A 16,528-nucleotide genomic window follows, 5' to 3' on the forward strand; every position below is an offset into this window, starting at 1 on the left:
ACGCGATCCTTGTAACGGTGGATTTCCGGAAAAGCTTAAAACAAACCTTCAGCTTTTCTTCTCGGAGAGGATTTTCAACACAAACTGAACATTGGCTTTCACCATGATGCCAACTCTCTATGGAACAGACCTTATGCCTACTCGTTCTCGTCAACGAATTTAAACGATTAATATTGAAATTAGGATATAGGATATGCAAAAGAATGTCAAGGTTGAAGCATGAGAACCTATTTAGATAATGGCTTCAACCTCAAACCCAATCTTTTTTGCATGAGCGATAAAAGTTTCGATACTTCCCTTCTCCCATTGGTTCGAAATCGCATACATAGAAGAACCAAAAACAAGAAGTTCATCCTCATTCAAAAAATGCCGGGCAATATTCTGTCTTTCATATATTTCCCGCGCCTTTTCTATTGGAACAAATAATCCTCCACTGTGTAGTTCCTGGGGGAATACCTCCAATAATGCATCTAGTTCTTGCGGTTGGTTTTCCTTTACCCAAGTATGAATGACAGCTAAAACCAATTTCCTTTTGTTTAGTTCTTCACCTCTGAATTCGTATCTGGTATAATCCCTTGATGATTGCGCCGCCTGTCTTTTTTCTTCTGATTTCTTTCGTAATTTGATTTGATATTCCTCAGCCTCCGGTAATGGCAATACTTGCTTCACATCAACGAAAATTTGGTCCTCATTCTTATATGGAACCATACTTACACAGCGAATATCCAGTCCATAATCATTTAGCCACATAATGGTGGTAGTCAGTTCCTTTGAAAAATCGGATGAAACAAGTATGATGCGGACATTTAAAGCAAATTCCTCCTCTTGAGGAAACTCCCAATTTAAAAACGCCAGCAGATTCGTTTCCGCATCTTCATCTATGTTGTTTGCGTACAGAAAGTTTTGATAGATATCAATAACTTTCTTGTACGTTAAAGCAGAAACCATAGCAGCGTATCGTAGTGCTTGTAATTCCATGTGCTTTCCAGTATCCGTTCGCTTCAGTTCTATCACAACAAGGTTGGCATTTTTGTCTATAGCAAGTAAGTCAAGACGCCGTCTGCTATCTTCCCATTCGGAAAATTCCTCAGCTATTACCAAACATTCGGGTGCAACAATTCCTATGTTCTTCTTTAAAGCGGATTGAATATGCTGCCTTTCCAGAATATCTTCGTCGATAAATGTGGTTTTTTGAATTGGTTGCATCTTAGCGTTTTGATAAGTGTAGATCATGCAGGAGCTCCTTCCCTTTTAATGAATCAATAGCCTGTTGAAAAATTTTTTATTTCATTTACAGTTTATTTCAGACCTTATAAGTACTCGTGTTTATCTATGTCTTGATTTTCACCTTATTTTCATGTAAGTAAAGACCTTGATAATTAAGAGCCAAACACATTAGATAACCTGCGTCTATGCGTGAAATATTCGTTGGTATGTCACGAACGGTAAGAGTATTTCAGAATTTATATACCGCTTTGTTTTATCAATACATGTTAATAAACCCCCACTTAATTATTTTTTTAGATAATTTATTTCCTTTTAACTATACTACTATCTTATCATAAAAGTAACGAATAAATTGAAATATTTATCCAATTAAATCTATAAAAAAGCCCCAGCTACCAAAACAATTATAAATTGCTTCAGTTCTGGGTACTTTTATAATTATCAATACTTTCCTATTCACGTTACATTTTACGATCTCCTGGTTTTACCTCTTCTTTTAATTTAAAGGAAAGGACGAACCCGAGGACAGCTGTGAATGCCGCTACGATAAAGGAAACATTCACACCATGAATAATACCACTTACATCCTCGCCAGGGATAGCGGCAGTAGACATGATGGTGACAAGAACAGCTGTACCGACGGAGCCGGCTACTTGGCGGAATGTGTTATTCATTGCTGTACCGTGCGGAATCAGATCGTTAGGCAACTGGTTCAATGCCAAAGTCGTCATCGGCATCATAACCATGGCAATCGAGATCATTCGAATAGCATTCATAGTTGCCAGATAGGCGAAGCTTGTATCCGCGGATAAATTCGTAAATGCAAAAGTTGTCAAGGATAGTAGCAACAAGCCACTTCGAGCAAGCCACTTACCTCCAAACCTATCAAAAAGGTAGCCGGTAATCGGATTGGAGAATCCCATAATAATGGCTCCGGGCAACAACACAAGTCCAGATTCGAGTGCCGAGAAGCCAATCATATTCTGCATGTATAATGGCAAAATAACGTTTGTCCCAATCATCGCTGCAAAGACAACCATGCCAAGAGCAGTTGCTAATGTGAATGTTCCATGTTTGAACACCCTGAATTCGAGCAGCGGCTCTTTCAATTTCAGTTGTCTTGTAATGAACCAGTAGAGAGAAATAATACCGACAGCCATTGTTAATACAACCTGAAGACTGAGCCATCCTGCATCACCAGCGACACTGAAGCCGTATAAAAGTGAGCCGAATCCAATCGTCGAAAGAATAACCGATAAAATATCCAATTTTGGTTTCTTCAGTTCTGTCACGTTTTTCAATAAGAAATAAGCTGCTATAATATCTAAAATAGCAATCGGCAGTACAACATAAAATACACTACGCCATGGGAACTGATCCACTAACCAACCCGAGAGACTCGGACCAATTGCCGGGGCGAACGCGATAACAAGTCCAAATAATCCCATCGCTGTACCTCTTCTGTGTACGGGGAAAGTAAGGAACAGAATGGTCTGCATCAGTGGCATCATAATTCCTGCTCCTGAAGCTTGTAAAATCCGGCCAACCATTAAAAATGAAAAGTTTGGCGAAATTGCTGCAATAAAGGTTCCTAGGGTAAATAGTCCCATTGCAGTCATAAATAACTTACGTGTGGTGAATTTGTCGATTAAAAAGGCTGTAACAGGAATCATAATCCCGTTAACGAGCATAAAAACAGACTGCAGCCATTGTGCTGTACTCTCACTTAAATTGAGATCTTGCATGATGGGTGGAAGTGCAGTCCCAAGCAGCGTCTGATTCAAAATAGTAACGAAAGCACCAGATAATAACACCGCGAAAAGCGGAATATATTTTTTCCAATCAAATGTTTGTTGTTGTGTGTTTTCCATAATATACCTACTTTCTTGCAAAAATTACCCTCGAGCGACATCTCTCAATAATAACACACATAAAATAAAAAGGCAACTATTTATGATAAACATTTATTTCGAGTTTCGAATTTTATTTCATTTGCAATCAATGAAGTAATCATGCATACACTTATTTCATCATAAAACGGCATCAAGGATATCCCCTGACGCCGTTCTAGATGCTGGTTTTGCTCATAAGCTTACATGGTAAAATAGGCAATTTCTCTCCATAACACCATTGACAAGCTTCTGACAGCCCTAAATTTTTATCCCGAAACTTAGAAATTGGATGACAATACAAAATTTCGAAGCAACTACACGCGCGTTCAAACGATTTCTGCGCACGCCAATTCCATTCCAGCTCAACATTTCCCAAATCATCTAATTCCTCATTCACGCAACTCATGGCCTTCCTCTTCGGTAGGTGGATTACCTCTCTTGATAAAAAAGCTAAGCACAACACCGATAACCGAAAGCAATGTAATAACCATAAAGGCAACATTGACACCATGAATCATCGGATAGGATATAGCAGGGTTATGTTGTCCAGATACTTCCGTTGTTGTCATTACCGTGATGACGATAGCCGTTCCGATCGATGCTGCAACCTGACGCATGGTATTAGTCATCGCCGTACCATGTGGAATCAGCTCTCTAGGAAGCTGGTTTAAACCAGCTGTTGTTACAGGCATCATGACCATAGATAAGCCGAACATTCGAATCGCGTACATAATCGTGATCATGAGCATCGATGTGGAAGGCCCCAAATTGGCAAAGACGAAAGTGGTAACCGTTATAATCGTAAGCCCGATAACCGAAAGCCATCTCGCACCGAAACGATCAAATATGCGACCTGTAATCGGCGACATCATCCCATTCATGAGCGCGCCGGGAAGAAGGGCAATTCCTGCTTCCATCGCTGTAAAACCACGCGTGTTTTGCATATAAAGTGGAATCAATGTCTCCGTACCAATTAGTCCCATAAACGCGATCATGGGAATAATCGTCGACAAGGTAAAGATAGGATTCTTAAATACCCTAAATTCTAACATAGGTGTCTTCATACGTAATTGCCTGATAATGAAAAATACTAAGGAAACAGCGCCAACAACCAGCGTCGTAATCGTGATAATACTTCCCCAACCATTGTTGCCCGCACTTGTAAATCCATATAAAAATCCACCAAAGCCGAAAGATGACAGGATGATCGATAACATATCCAGTTTCGGATACGTCAATTCCGTAACGTTCCTCAGCACTTTGGCAGCAAGTAGAATGACGATGATTGCAATAGGTAGGATAATAAAAAATACCGCACGCCATGAAAAATTGGTAATAATCCAGCCGGACAAAGCAGGACCAATCGCCGGAGCGAAGGAAATTACAAGCCCCACCAGTCCCATTGCCACTCCACGGTTTCTAACAGGAAAAAGCAATAAAAATACAGTCTGCATCAGCGGCATGATCACACCCGCTCCACTAGATTGAATGGTTCTGCCCAAGAGTAACATACCAAAATTCGGAGCAATGGCGGAAAAAGCTGTCCCAACCGCAAACACACTCATTGCAGTAATAAATAGCTGCCTTGTCGTGAATCGCTCCATTAAAAACGCCGTGACAGGAATCATCACGCCGTTGACGAGCATGAAAACAGTCGTCAGCCATTGCCCGGTATTGGCACTCACATCCATTTCCGTCATAATCGGCGGGATCGCAGTGATCATCGTTGTTTGGTTTAAAATTGAAATGAACCCACCTGTAAGAAGCACAATAATGATGGGTGTTTTATTAAATGATTGCACTTTCCAGTGAGCACCCTCTTTCGTATAGCATATTACAATAGAGCCTATATTACAGGATGCATTTATTTTTGTCGACGATTGTGCTTTTCATTTCATGTCTTTTTTCCGCCATAATAAAAGAGACACTAGTTTTCCTATCCAACAAGAAAGGCGTAAGTATGTTGGATTTTACACAATAATGGAGACTTGATTAATATGAGTGCCCGAAAGTAGTCTTTCGAAGCAGGGAACGGCCACTCATAAGGGCGATGAGTGACCAAAAGAAGCACTTTGAAGCCAGGACGGTCACTCATAAGGGCGATGAGCGACCGAAATAAGCATTTTGAAGCCAGGACGGTCACTCATAAGGGTGATGAATGACCAAAAGAAGCATTTTGAAGCCAGAACCGTCACTCATAAGAGAAGTGAGTCTTCGTGTCCATCGGCACACCAAATAGATGGGCCCAATCTTCAGCAGTTGATTATTTTATCGCAGTGTAACTGGCTGTAAAACTTCCGCTTGAGCAAAGGCGCAGGGCACTCGGGTTAGCAACGTACAAACTGGAACCCTTCGCAGTGAGATTAGATGAACTTGACTTATCGTAATGGAGAAGTGTGAAGTTTGGGACTGCGCTAAAGCTCGTCCCACCAAAAGACTTGGGACTGCGCTAAAGCTCGTCCCACCAAAAGACTTGGGACTGCGCTAAAGCTCGTCCCACCAAAAGACTTGGGACTGCGCTAAAGCTCGTCCCACCAAAAGACTTGGGACTGCGCTAAAGCTCGTCCCACCAAAAGACTTGCTATTGCTGGGTGCTGGAGCCGGATGTGGCTACTTTTGGAAATCAAGTTATGCCCAAGCAAATAATTTTATAATTTCCTATCCAAAGAAAAAGAAGCATGAGAACTTTCCTCACACTCCCTTCTTTGGTCTTATTTTACATCTAGTGCCCAAGTACCGTTACGAAACACAGCTTCAGTTGTACCGTCTGCTTTTACGCCGTCGATGTCTAATTCCGCGGATCCAATCATAAAGTCAACATGCGACAAGCTATCGTTAACACCGTGCTTATCCAATTGTTCATCATCCATGGACGCACCACCCTTTAGATTCGTTGGATATGCTTTGCCTAGCGCGATGTGACAGGATGCATTTTCATCAAATAACGTGTTATAAAAAATTAACCCGGATTGAGATACAGGAGATTCATCCGGCACAAGCGCTACCTCGCCGAGCCGACGTGCACCTTCATCAGAATCAAGTAAATGTTTTAGCGTGTCTTCTCCTTGCTCTGCCTGATAATCAACCACTTTTCCATCCTTGAAAGTCAGGCTAAAGTTATCGATTAAGCTACCACCATAGTTTAGTGGTTTTGTGCTCGAAACGGTACCATTCACTCCGTATTTATGAGGCATGGAAAATACCTCCTCTGTTGGCATGTTTGGATTAAAGGTGACACCATTTTCTGTTTGAGCAGATCCGCCTTTCCAGATATGTCCTTCAGGCAGCTCTATATCAAGTTCCGTACCAGGTGCTTTGAAGACTAACTTCTTATAGTTCTTATTATTTAAAATCTCGCGCGCTTTTCGCAGTGTCGCGTTATGCGTGTCCCAGGATGCGATTGGATCGTCATGATCAACTCGAACAATTTTCACAATCGCTTCCCACAGGCTTTCGATGGCATCTTCACGTGACTGATCCGGAAAAACCTTCTGTGCCCAATCTCCAGTGGGAATCGATATGATTGACCAAGCGATACGGTCATTCATCGTATAGCTACGGAAATTCTTCATCGCTTGTGCTGCTGCTTTATTTGCTTTAGCCACACGGGTTGGGTCGATATCCTTTAATAAATCCGGGTTTGTCGACCGTATGTTTAATACAGCTGCTCCGTCTTCTGCAAAGCTGTCATGCAACAACACTTTCCATTCTGGGTAATCCGTAATCACATCATCCGGTGCATTCTCATATTTCATCAGGGTTAAATCATCATCGCTCCAGTTAATATGTACGTTCTTTGCTCCTAATTCATATGCTTTTCGAGCGACAACTTTGGTGAAATCTGCTCCTTCGATTGGCGCATTAATCATCAATGCTTGATTTTTTTGCAAATTAACTCCTGTCTGTAATGCCAACGCTGCATACTTCTCTTTCGTCTTCTGACTAACCATATTTTTACCTCCAAAATGTTTTTCACTTATTATTTCACAAAACCGAACAAATTACCAAAATATTTTACTCAAAATGTGCAAATGCAGGAACATATTTTTTTGTCAAGCAATAAACACCCCTATTTACGTTGAACAGTGGATATGTTAAGCTATTATTAGGTTACTTTTGGTAATTGCTTAAATTATTTTTATCTAAGCTTATAAAACATCCAAATGAAGTAGAGTGAGGTGATGATCATGGAGAACTTATGTCCACGTTTTGAGAAAGCTATGGGACTTCTTAGTACACGCTGGGTTGGGCTAATTTTGTTTGATCTATTAAAAGGTACGAAACGTTTTTCCGAGATGGAAGCCGATTTGCCTATTAGCGGAAGATTGCTCTCTGATCGACTGAAACTACTCGAAAAAGAAGGTATCGTCAATCGAAATATATATTCCGAATTCCCTGTCCGTATTGAATACACCTTATCTGATAAAGGGAAAGATTTAGCACCTGTTATCAAGGAGATTCAATGCTGGGCAGATCAGTACGTGACTTTAGAAGAAACAACCGAACAAAATGTCTGATGAAATGCCGGGGTTGCTTACATGCAACCCTTTTTTTGGCTTCATAACTGCTTCATCCCATTTGCTACTATCCTGCTTGTCCTATTCAAAAATCAATGTTGGATCAAATGCCACAATACCCTTGGTTTTGGCTCTTTCATGTGTTGCCAATATGTAATTCCTTTATCCGTGTTTGACTTTCCATACCTCCAGGTCCAATCGCCGAACATCGAAACCGCTGCTTTTGATGGAAAAACATGTGGCCACCTCGCATACTTCCTTTGAATTCCGGTGAAAAAGTAGTTGTATCAGCCCTATTTGGTAGATTATCAACGGACGCCACAGCTTTATCAGCAGCGAGCGGCGTTTTATCAGTGATCATGTACCATTTATCAGCGCTTCAAATAATCACTAGTTGCTTATCTATCATTGTAAGCGTTTTCCTTTTAAAATTCAATTCTTTTTTTATCTATTGTTATTTCATCATTCAATTAGCGGTTCTGCTTCATCCAGGGCGATTTTACCGATTTTTGGTCCTATTTGGCTGCCACGTTAGGCCAGATTTTAAGGACCTTCTCAAACAAGTTTGTTCATTTGAGAAAGCCCTTCTTATTCTTTATCTAATGTAATCTAGATCTTCTCCATTTGTCCGGATGACTTTTTTATACCATTCAAAGGAATCTTTCTTCGATCGTTTCATGGTCCCATTCCCTTTATTATCACGATCTACATAGATCATGCCATAACGCTTTTTCATCTCTCCGGTTGTGAAAGATACAATGTCAATGATGCCCCAAGGTGTATAGCCCATCAAGTCTACGCCATCATAATTCACCGCTGTTTCTAACGCTTCGATATGGGAACGAAGGTATGCTATCCGAGCTGCGTCATGAATAGAACCGTCTTCTTCTACCGTATCGATTGCCCCGAAGCCATTCTCTACAATAAACATTGGTAATTGATAACGGTCATAGAAGCGGTTTAACGTATAACGCAAACCACTTGGGTCGATTGCCCAGCCCCAGTCGCTGGATTGAATATATGGATTCTCCACTCCATGCGGCAGTCCTCCATTGGTTTTTGCAGAAGATTCATCCGCATCTACCTCACTGCTTACCGTCGTTGACATGTAATAGCTAAAGCCAAGGTAATCAACTGTTCCATTCATCAGAATGTCGTCGTCGCCTTCTTCCATCACGATATGATAACCTTGTCTTTCAAATTCCTTCAACGCATAGCTTGGATAATAGCCGCGAACTTGTACATCCGGGAAGAAATAACGATCTCGCATGTATTCTTCCGCAAGCATTACATCTTCCGGGTTGGAAGTGTACGGATAAATAGGGACATGGGAAACCATCGCACCAATTTGGAAATTCGGGTTGATCTCTTTTCCCTTCGCTACGGCCAATGCACTGGCTACCAGCTCATGATGGGCCGTCTGGTACATGACTTCTTTTGCATTTTCCCCTTCTTTTAATAAGACGCCTGAGTTTGTCCAAAGGAATAATGGATTACGGACATCCATTTTGTTATTGATTTCATTGAAGGTCATCCAATAGGTCACTTTGTCTTTATAACGTTCAAAGACAACCTCAGCAAATTTTACAAAAGCATCGATCACTTTCCTGCTCCGGAAACCGCCGTATTCACGAGCCAGGTGCAGCGGCATTTCAAAATGAGACAACGTAATTACCGGCTCAATGCCATACTTCAATAATTCATCAAATACGTCATCGTAAAATTGCAGTCCTTCTTCATTCGGCTCTGTTTCATCCCCCTGCGGAAAAATCCGGGTCCAGCCGATAGATGTACGTAAGCATTTTAAGTCCATTTCCGCAAATAGAGCAATATCTTCTTTGTAATGATGATAGAAATCAATGGCTTCATGATTGGGATAAAATTCCTCCGGCTCCACGTTATCCGTTATTCTTCTAGGCACTCCATTGGCACCGGCGGTCAATACATCGATCACACTAGGTCCTTTCCCACCGGCATTCCAGCCGCCTTCAAATTGATGCGCAGCCAATGCCCCGCCCCATAAGAAATCATTTGGTAATTTACTCATTATTATTCCTCCTTCAAATTACTTAACAACACTAAATAGTCTATCGCCTGTTTTAATTTCCATGGTATCTTCCGTAATAATTTCCTCGAATTCCCCCATATTTGTAATAATAACAGGAGTAACTGTCTCTAACCCCTTTTCACGGATCATGTCTTGATCAAATGTGATGAGGTTATCCCCTTGATGGACTTTCTGGCCATCTTCTACGTGGATCGTAAAGGGTTCTCCGTTCAATTCAACGGTTTCTAAGCCGACATGCACCAACAATTCTACTCCACTCGTTGTTCGTATTCCTATTGCGTGCTTGGATGGAGCAATAAATACAACCTCTCCATCAGTCGGAGCAATGACTTCGTTCCCGTCCGGTTTAATCGCAACTCCCTGCCCCATGGCACCGGAACTGAATACTTCATCCGGAACCTCGGACAATGCCAGTAACTTTCCGCCAAGCGGGGAAGCAATTTCTTCCTCATTTTGCGTCGTATTCTCATTTGCACCGTTTTCTGCGGCTTCGTTACCTTTATTTGCACCTTCTTCGGCCGCAAGTTTTTCATCGGCTTGTTTTGCCGTATCTTCTCCAAAACCGAAGATTTGTATTAAGATAATTGGTAAAATAACTGCGATAACAGCCCCGATGACAATCCCCCAAATGGACATTGGGTATGCACTATCAATCGCATTTACCATCGTGATCGGGCTAGGCAATCCGGCGTAGGCAAAGTAGTTGGGATCAAAGAAACTTGCTACGATAGCACCAATCGCACCTGAAATACATCCGAAGATAAATGGCTTCTTAAATCTTAATGTTACACCATAAATAGCGGGTTCGGTAATCCCAAATATACCGGTGATTCCCGCGGATGTACTTACCGTTTTGGTTTGCTTATTTTTGGTTTTAAGCATAACACCAATGACAGCCCCAACCTGTGCTACTACAGCAATGGTTTGATATGCCTGGAAAGAGTCCATGCCGTACTGTTCAAAATTGGCCAGCACCATTGGCGTGATCCCCCAATGGATTCCAAAAATAACAATAATCTGCCAGAATCCCCCAATAATGGCTCCGGCAAGGGCAGGGAAGACATCAACCAGATAATTATAGCCATTGGCAATCATATGTGCACCACCAGTGGTCAATGGTCCAATAACTAAAAGAACAAGCGGAACCATAATGAGAATACTAAAGAATGGAACGAACAACGGACTAATGACATCCGGAATTTTTTTATTCAGGAATTTTTCTAAATAAGATAAAATCCAAACTAAAAATAGCGCCGGTAAAACAGAAGATGTATAGGTTGTCTGCGACAAGGCCACACCTAAAAATGTTACTGTTTCTCCGTCAGCAACCCTACCGGCGATGTCTGTCCATTCCGGTGTCACCAAAGCTGCTGTTGCAGCAACCGCAATATACATATTTACCTTAAAATGCTTCGCCGCTGTCATCGCTATAAAAATCGGTAAAAATGTAAAAGGTGCCCATGACATCATGTCCAGCACTTCATATGTTCCTGTATTTCCAAATGCAGGAAATATAAGGTTAATCAGAATCAAAGACCCTTGCAAAATACCTGCCGCTGCTAATATATATACAAAAGGGGCAAATACCGCCGACATAGTGGCAATTACACGATTTATTACCGTTCCTTTATTCTGATCCTCCTCATCTTCTTCGACAGTTTCACCAGTCAAATCTGCAAAAGCTTCATATACCTCTCCAACATGCTGCCCGATAACGATTTGAAACTGTCCATTGTTTTCCACTACAGTAATAACACCAGGCATGGAACCGACCTTTTCTTTGGCTTCAGGTTTGGAATGCCTTAATACAATACGGAGCCTGGTAGCACAACGTGTAGCACTGACAACGTTTTCTTTTCCGCCAATTGCTTCTAGGATATCGCCAGCTAATTTATTGTAATCCCTCACATTTTCAGCCATTTTTATACTCCTTATTTTTAATTTGATACTTACATTATAATTATACCGTTACAATTTTTCAAGATGGTTATAAAAACTTTATGCATTTATTATATTAATATACTGGAAATAATGTGGTATAATTGGCTTATATTATAATTAGAAAACTTAGTTTGAGAATGAAAGTCCGCACTTATGCAGTAAGACCGTATTTTATACTTTCTTATCTGCCAACGAAAATACTTCATCACCTACACATAACCAACAAAGTTTGAAGTAACTGGAAATACAGCGTCCAAATGAGGTGTGTATACATGTTAAAGTATCAGCAAATCGCCAATGAAATTGAATCGTATATTGAAAGGCATCACATACAACAGGGAGAAAAACTCCCCGTACTCGAATCCTTAATCAAAGAATTCGACACAAGTAAAAGCACAATTGTAAAAGCATTGGACGTACTAGAAAAAAAGGGATTGATCTTTCAAGTACGGGGTAGCGGTATTTTTGTAAGAAGAAAGAAAAGAAAGAATTATATTAACCTGTTATCCAACCAAGGCTTTCAAAAGGATTTGGAGAAATTCGATATTACATCGGAAGTGCTCCAGCTCGAAGTCCATAAACCATCAGAAATCGTTGCCCAACAATTACATATTGACAGGGATCAGGATGTTTACTATGTAAAGCGAATACGGTATATAGAAGGAGAGATACTTTGCTTGGAGGAATCGTATTATAATAAGGCCGTGGTACCCTATTTAAATAAAGAAATTGCCACAACCTCCATTTTCCAATATATCGAGGATGGGCTAAGTTTAAAAGTTGGTTTTTCGGATATGTACCTGCAAATTGGTAAACTGACAGATAAGGAAGCAAGTTATTTGAAACTGAACAGTGGGGATCCAAAGCTTACAATGGAAAGCATCTTCTACCTGACAAATGGAACACCATTTGACTATTCCACGGTTATATACAACTATAATCAAGCCCAATTTTATATTTTGGGAACGGGAATTTAAGGATGATTCATAAAGAGTGAACTCAAAAAGAACTCACTCTTTATAATTCGTTCATGGGTCTTCATTATTCTCAAACGCTTTACCAATGACTGATACATTTTTGCATCTACACCATGCTGCAATTCATTGTAGTTAGCGTTAATAATTCCTTCTCAAAGAAGAATATCAGTCCCATATATTTGGTCTTTGAACTCCTACTGTTCGTAAATAATCAAGAAGTTGTCCTGTATGGACAGATTCATGATAAGCGATTCTTAACAACATATCCCCCAGATAACGAGTATAACCGGCATCAGACCGATCTATTTTTATATTTGTTAGATCGTTACTATTTAATGACTCTATGAATTTAAGGAACTTATTCCGATATGGTTTTGCGAATTCTAATTCTTCGTTAATGGCGGTAAAGGTTTTTGATTCGTAAGGATTATGTGACTCTATTGTAGTCTCACCAACATGTTTTTCCAAAATTTGATGGTAAAGATATTCCCCTTCAAGTACGTGCCTTATCATTTCCTTGCAAGACATTGCTTCTGAATCTGGGCGCCAGTCCATCATTTCTACAGGGATAGCCGTCCATAATTTAATGCTCCGCCGACGAACCTCTTTAAAGTTCAACACAAGTAAATCATTTTTATTCATTTGAATCTCTCCTTCATTTTATTTCTGCTATTGTATCACAGGGAAACTTCGGTTATGATCGAAGTATAAATGTTTATGGAGGAATAATGATGGGAAGTAGACCTGATTTTTCGTTTATTGCAAAACTAATGGCTGATTCATCGCGGGCTTCCATGTTGGATGCTCTTCTTGGGCTTGATGGTCTTCCAGCGACCGAGTTAGCGAGGAAAGCGAACATCTCGTTGCAAACTGCTAGCGGTCATCTGACAAAGCTGGTAGAAGGAAATTTGGTTTCTGTAGAAAAACATGGTCGGCATCGTTACTTTCGACTGGCAAGTGCTGATGTTGCCCAAGCAATAGAAGCATTGACTGTTATTGCACCTCCTGCACGTATCAACTCATTGACGGATTCTTCGCGAGCAAAGAAAAATAAAATAGCCCGCACTTGTTATGATCACCTGGCTGGAAAACTTGGAGTATCTATAACAGAAGCCTTTGCGGAAAAAGGATATTTACTTGAGGATGCAGATGACTTTCTTGTAACGGATAATGGAGAGAAGTTTTTTTATCATTTTGGAATCGATATTGAAGTGTTACGAAAGAAAAGAAGGCATTTTGCTCGGAAATGTCTGGATTGGAGCGAAAGACGTTACCACCTTGCAGGGTCGTTGGGAAATGCCGTTTTAGTGCAATTGTTTGATCTAGGTTGGATTGAAAAGCTCCCTGATCGAGCTGTAAAGATTACAAAAAGGGGTGAATCTGGATTATATGAAACTTTAGGTATTTGTATTACTAACGACTGTCTGTAATGCAGGAAGGTTGGTTATGCTTGTATTTCCCCCAGGTTTATGGAACGCTGTTCAAAAACGTCAATCTGCATCCAGGGAATATGATTATTCCAACTTGTAGGCGTATTCAGAGGTAGCGGGCGCAACCATGACAATTTTGCGCCCGCTTGAAAAAATTAACATGAGTCCAAAGGCTTTTTAAACACATAACTTACCTTGTCATAATCCATTCTTTCTTCATAAAAACGGTGAGCGTCTATTCGTTTTATTCCTGATGATAAAGCAACACTCTCGTATCCATTTTCTTTAGCCCATTTATGTACATAAGAAAGAAGTTGTTCACCATATCCGTTTGAACGTTTACTGCTATCAGTAACTAAATCACATACCCACACGAAACGTCCGTAATAAAGGGTTATCATAGGTTTAAATCCAGTGACTGCAACAATTTCTCCTTGATCATACAAAGCAAATAATCTGTACATATCTTTTTCTTTGGATTCCGTCACCAAATTAAGATATGTAGATTCATCAAGATGGGTGCGTAATTGATTCATTAACGGAAATGCTGTAAGGATATCCTCCTGAGATTGAAGTGCGCTGATAGTTAAAGTACTCATTGCCAAGCTCCTTTTCTTCATTTTTTACAACTGTCTGATTCGACCCCAACTACTAGCTTGTATGGATAAGTCAATGGAGTCAAAGCTACCATTTACTACATTGGTCACATGGCATAAACCAATCCCTTTTTTAAATACCAAGGGCGTTTTTGTACAACGTTATTCATCATTATATCCCTATCACTTTTAATGATAGAGTATTCGATTGTTTAACGACTGTCTTCGGAAAAAAGTATATACTAGTTTTTTAGATACGACTTAAACGACGCTCGTATAAAAAATATGCTAACAGTCGAAATACTGCCGGGTAGATGAAGAGTAGACCAATCCACTTCGACCCTTCTACACTCCCGAATAAAATCAATAACAAACCAATCGGTCCACACAATACCGCATTAAGCGTCCACATATTTCCGTTAACCGGAACCGTAGGAAAACTCAAGCCTGGACCTATATATCCCTTCATTTCTTTCACATAACAATCCTCGTGAAACGATTGTAAAACGATAATGATTAAACATGCGACTAAATCATCACGATGTTCAATCTCTTCTTTACATTTCGCACAAGTAACATACTTTTTCATGACACAACCCTCTTACTTCATTTATTTTTAAGGCCACTTTAAACGTGGTACGCAGACTAGCTAGGCAAAAACAGATGATATGTATTATTCTCTTCGTTCCATCATCGCGTTTAATTGTTAACACTGTTAATGGTATGGATAAGAAATGACACACAGCAAAATGTACCTGCCCCATTTAATGTAAAAATTCCATCGGCTCTTGGCAATGTTGATACCCATTCCTTTTATAGAAATCTATACTTGTCTCACTCGGCCAAACGATAATAAATTCGTTTTTTTGCTCTTTGGACCATTCATTCACCTTGGCAATCAACTGACCTCCAATTCCCTTCCCTCGTACCTCAGGTATCGTATAAACATTCGTCATAAAGGCAAATGGATAAGTGACTCTGCCCGGTCTAGGTACTTTTTGTATCAATTCAATATATATGTGCGAAACAATTTTCCCATGATGCACCGCTACCCAGATAAACCAATCATTACTTTGAATTGCTTTCGATAGAAAATGATAACATTCGCCTCTAAATGCTTCATAATCTTCTTCTTTTACAAGACTACCATAATCCGCATCTTCCAACGTAAAATCCCATCTCATTTTGATAAGTTGATCAATATCGCTCAGTGTTGCAAGCCTAAACTCCATTCAAAAACCCCCTATTCTTTACACTCCTGCAATAACTGCCCCACTTAGCTTAATAAGAAAATTGATAGCAAAAACAAAAGTAAAATATAGATACTTTTTAATTTATTTTTCCTCCATGTATGAAGGAAGGAAACGATCCCGCCTATACCTAATAGGACAATACCAACTATGTTAATGATATGTACAGCTAACGCATTTCCCAAAGTAGCTAAAAAAGCACCAGCAGTCAAAAACCCCATTGTGAAAATAGAAGACGGTCTTTTAAAATCATCCATCGCTGATTTTCTATCTTCGCTGCTCATTTTTAAATATTCCCTAACAACCATAACAACGGGAAATCCCCACATAATAAAGAATGTTACCAGACCAATAAATACCACACCTCACTTAGAAAACTAGCTTCCACTTGTCTGTAAATAGTTTTTATAAATCTGTAGGTTGGTTCAATCCATACCTAAGAATCAGAAAGCTTGCTAACCATAGAAATATGGCACATTGCGTTATGATATACATCATAAATTCAAAAGAAGTAAGCTTTCTTTGCCGTTTCGTTTTTTTCAGGTATCTGGAAAAAATAAATGAACATAGGAGCAATACTGCTATAGATATTCCATAAATGTTTTGAGGCTAACCAAAACAATTCTCCTT

General features: G+C 40.0%; 16 protein-coding genes and 1 other annotated feature (1 of these 17 running past the window's edge). Of the genes, 3 read left to right on the plus strand and 13 right to left on the minus strand.

Features of this window, described 5'->3' with window-relative positions; all coding sequences use genetic code 11:
• Window positions 1–163: a binding site (T-box leader), on the minus strand (it extends 90 nt beyond the left edge of the window).
• Between the two features lie 68 nt (window positions 164–231).
• From KFZ56_RS17560 to KFZ56_RS17575, 4 genes are all read right to left on the minus strand, one after another.
• Window positions 232–1,233, minus strand: coding sequence for a PDDEXK family nuclease (locus KFZ56_RS17560; RefSeq protein WP_222643391.1), 1,002 nt, complete (start codon window positions 1,231–1,233; stop codon window positions 232–234).
• Between the two features lie 455 nt (window positions 1,234–1,688).
• A complete protein-coding gene (locus tag KFZ56_RS17565; protein ID WP_222643392.1) occupies window positions 1,689–3,098 on the minus strand; it encodes an MDR family MFS transporter in 1,410 nt (469 codons plus the stop codon).
• Window positions 3,099–3,508: 410 nt separating this feature from the next.
• Entirely contained in the window at window positions 3,509–4,921 is a 1,413-nt protein-coding gene (locus KFZ56_RS17570) for an MDR family MFS transporter (RefSeq protein ID WP_222643393.1), read from the minus strand.
• A 909-nt stretch (window positions 4,922–5,830) separates the two neighbouring features.
• Entirely contained in the window at window positions 5,831–7,069 is a 1,239-nt protein-coding gene (locus KFZ56_RS17575) for an aminopeptidase (protein ID WP_222643394.1), read from the minus strand.
• Window positions 7,070–7,306: 237 nt separating this feature from the next.
• Between KFZ56_RS17575 and KFZ56_RS17580 the strand changes: the two genes are divergently transcribed.
• Window positions 7,307–7,636 carry a winged helix-turn-helix transcriptional regulator gene (locus KFZ56_RS17580; RefSeq protein ID WP_222643395.1) on the plus strand — a complete coding sequence of 110 codons (330 nt, stop codon included), beginning with the start codon at window positions 7,307–7,309 and terminating at the stop codon, window positions 7,634–7,636.
• Window positions 7,637–7,772: 136 nt separating this feature from the next.
• Here the strand turns inward: KFZ56_RS17580 and KFZ56_RS17585 are convergent, their stop codons facing one another.
• From KFZ56_RS17585 to KFZ56_RS17595, 3 genes are all read right to left on the minus strand, one after another.
• Window positions 7,773–7,997, minus strand: a complete 225-nt coding sequence (locus tag KFZ56_RS17585; RefSeq protein WP_222643396.1) for a hypothetical protein — start codon at window positions 7,995–7,997, stop codon at window positions 7,773–7,775.
• 234 nt (window positions 7,998–8,231) lie between these two features.
• Window positions 8,232–9,683: a 6-phospho-beta-glucosidase BglA gene (bglA, locus tag KFZ56_RS17590; RefSeq protein ID WP_222643397.1), complete on the minus strand. Its 1,452-nt coding sequence runs from the start codon at window positions 9,681–9,683 to the stop codon at window positions 8,232–8,234.
• A gap of 18 nt (window positions 9,684–9,701) precedes the next feature.
• Window positions 9,702–11,624 carry a beta-glucoside-specific PTS transporter subunit IIABC gene (locus KFZ56_RS17595; RefSeq protein WP_222643398.1) on the minus strand — a complete coding sequence of 641 codons (1,923 nt, stop codon included), beginning with the start codon at window positions 11,622–11,624 and terminating at the stop codon, window positions 9,702–9,704.
• Window positions 11,625–11,917: 293 nt separating this feature from the next.
• Here KFZ56_RS17595 and KFZ56_RS17600 point away from each other — a divergent pair, with 293 nt between their 5' ends.
• Window positions 11,918–12,622: a GntR family transcriptional regulator gene (locus KFZ56_RS17600; RefSeq protein ID WP_222643400.1), complete on the plus strand. Its 705-nt coding sequence runs from the start codon at window positions 11,918–11,920 to the stop codon at window positions 12,620–12,622.
• 165 nt (window positions 12,623–12,787) lie between these two features.
• On the opposite strand, the gene KFZ56_RS17605 is transcribed toward KFZ56_RS17600, so the two are convergent.
• The gene (locus KFZ56_RS17605) at window positions 12,788–13,264 is read right to left on the minus strand and encodes a DinB family protein (protein ID WP_222643402.1); all 477 of its coding nucleotides are present in this window, start codon (window positions 13,262–13,264) and stop codon (window positions 12,788–12,790) included.
• Window positions 13,265–13,353: 89 nt separating this feature from the next.
• Between KFZ56_RS17605 and KFZ56_RS17610 the strand changes: the two genes are divergently transcribed.
• Window positions 13,354–14,052: an ArsR/SmtB family transcription factor gene (locus tag KFZ56_RS17610; RefSeq protein WP_222643404.1), complete on the plus strand. Its 699-nt coding sequence runs from the start codon at window positions 13,354–13,356 to the stop codon at window positions 14,050–14,052.
• A 155-nt stretch (window positions 14,053–14,207) separates the two neighbouring features.
• Here KFZ56_RS17610 and KFZ56_RS17615 read toward each other — a convergent pair whose 3' ends face one another.
• The 5 genes from KFZ56_RS17615 to KFZ56_RS19920 form a co-directional block, all read right to left on the minus strand.
• Window positions 14,208–14,651 (minus strand): GNAT family N-acetyltransferase, encoded by a 444-nt coding sequence (locus KFZ56_RS17615; protein ID WP_222643405.1) that lies wholly within the window; start codon window positions 14,649–14,651, stop codon window positions 14,208–14,210.
• Window positions 14,652–14,898: 247 nt separating this feature from the next.
• On the minus strand, window positions 14,899–15,237 hold the full coding sequence (locus tag KFZ56_RS17620; RefSeq protein WP_222643406.1) for a hypothetical protein: 339 nt from the start codon (window positions 15,235–15,237) through the stop codon (window positions 14,899–14,901).
• Window positions 15,238–15,412: 175 nt separating this feature from the next.
• A complete protein-coding gene (locus KFZ56_RS17625; RefSeq protein ID WP_222643407.1) occupies window positions 15,413–15,880 on the minus strand; it encodes a GNAT family N-acetyltransferase in 468 nt (155 codons plus the stop codon).
• A gap of 44 nt (window positions 15,881–15,924) precedes the next feature.
• Window positions 15,925–16,182: a hypothetical protein gene (locus KFZ56_RS17630; RefSeq protein ID WP_255585203.1), complete on the minus strand. Its 258-nt coding sequence runs from the start codon at window positions 16,180–16,182 to the stop codon at window positions 15,925–15,927.
• A 121-nt stretch (window positions 16,183–16,303) separates the two neighbouring features.
• Window positions 16,304–16,498 carry a hypothetical protein gene (locus KFZ56_RS19920; RefSeq protein ID WP_309228358.1) on the minus strand — a complete coding sequence of 65 codons (195 nt, stop codon included), beginning with the start codon at window positions 16,496–16,498 and terminating at the stop codon, window positions 16,304–16,306.
• Between the last annotated feature and the right edge of the window lie 30 nt (window positions 16,499–16,528).

Origin of the sequence: Virgibacillus sp. NKC19-3 (assembly GCF_019837165.1) — a bacterium.
GTDB classification, from domain to species: domain Bacteria; phylum Bacillota; class Bacilli; order Bacillales; family Amphibacillaceae; genus Virgibacillus_L; species Virgibacillus_L saliphilus.

Coding starts and splice junctions, on each gene's coding strand:
- KFZ56_RS17620 (WP_222643406.1), bottom strand. CDS start 15,237: ATGAAAAAGTATGTTACTTGTGCGAAATGTAAAGAAGAGATTGAACAT.
- KFZ56_RS17580 (WP_222643395.1), top strand. CDS start 7,307: ATGGAGAACTTATGTCCACGTTTTGAGAAAGCTATGGGACTTCTTAGT.
- bglA (WP_222643397.1), bottom strand. CDS start 9,683: ATGAGTAAATTACCAAATGATTTCTTATGGGGCGGGGCATTGGCTGCG.
- KFZ56_RS17630 (WP_255585203.1), bottom strand. CDS start 16,182: ATGAGCAGCGAAGATAGAAAATCAGCGATGGATGATTTTAAAAGACCG.
- KFZ56_RS17600 (WP_222643400.1), top strand. CDS start 11,918: ATGTTAAAGTATCAGCAAATCGCCAATGAAATTGAATCGTATATTGAA.
- KFZ56_RS17560 (WP_222643391.1), bottom strand. CDS start 1,233: ATGATCTACACTTATCAAAACGCTAAGATGCAACCAATTCAAAAAACC.
- KFZ56_RS17595 (WP_222643398.1), bottom strand. CDS start 11,624: ATGGCTGAAAATGTGAGGGATTACAATAAATTAGCTGGCGATATCCTA.
- KFZ56_RS17605 (WP_222643402.1), bottom strand. CDS start 13,264: ATGAATAAAAATGATTTACTTGTGTTGAACTTTAAAGAGGTTCGTCGG.
- KFZ56_RS17565 (WP_222643392.1), bottom strand. CDS start 3,098: ATGGAAAACACACAACAACAAACATTTGATTGGAAAAAATATATTCCG.
- KFZ56_RS17575 (WP_222643394.1), bottom strand. CDS start 7,069: ATGGTTAGTCAGAAGACGAAAGAGAAGTATGCAGCGTTGGCATTACAG.
- KFZ56_RS17625 (WP_222643407.1), bottom strand. CDS start 15,880: ATGGAGTTTAGGCTTGCAACACTGAGCGATATTGATCAACTTATCAAA.
- KFZ56_RS17615 (WP_222643405.1), bottom strand. CDS start 14,651: ATGAGTACTTTAACTATCAGCGCACTTCAATCTCAGGAGGATATCCTT.
- KFZ56_RS17585 (WP_222643396.1), bottom strand. CDS start 7,997: ATGATCACTGATAAAACGCCGCTCGCTGCTGATAAAGCTGTGGCGTCC.
- KFZ56_RS17610 (WP_222643404.1), top strand. CDS start 13,354: ATGGGAAGTAGACCTGATTTTTCGTTTATTGCAAAACTAATGGCTGAT.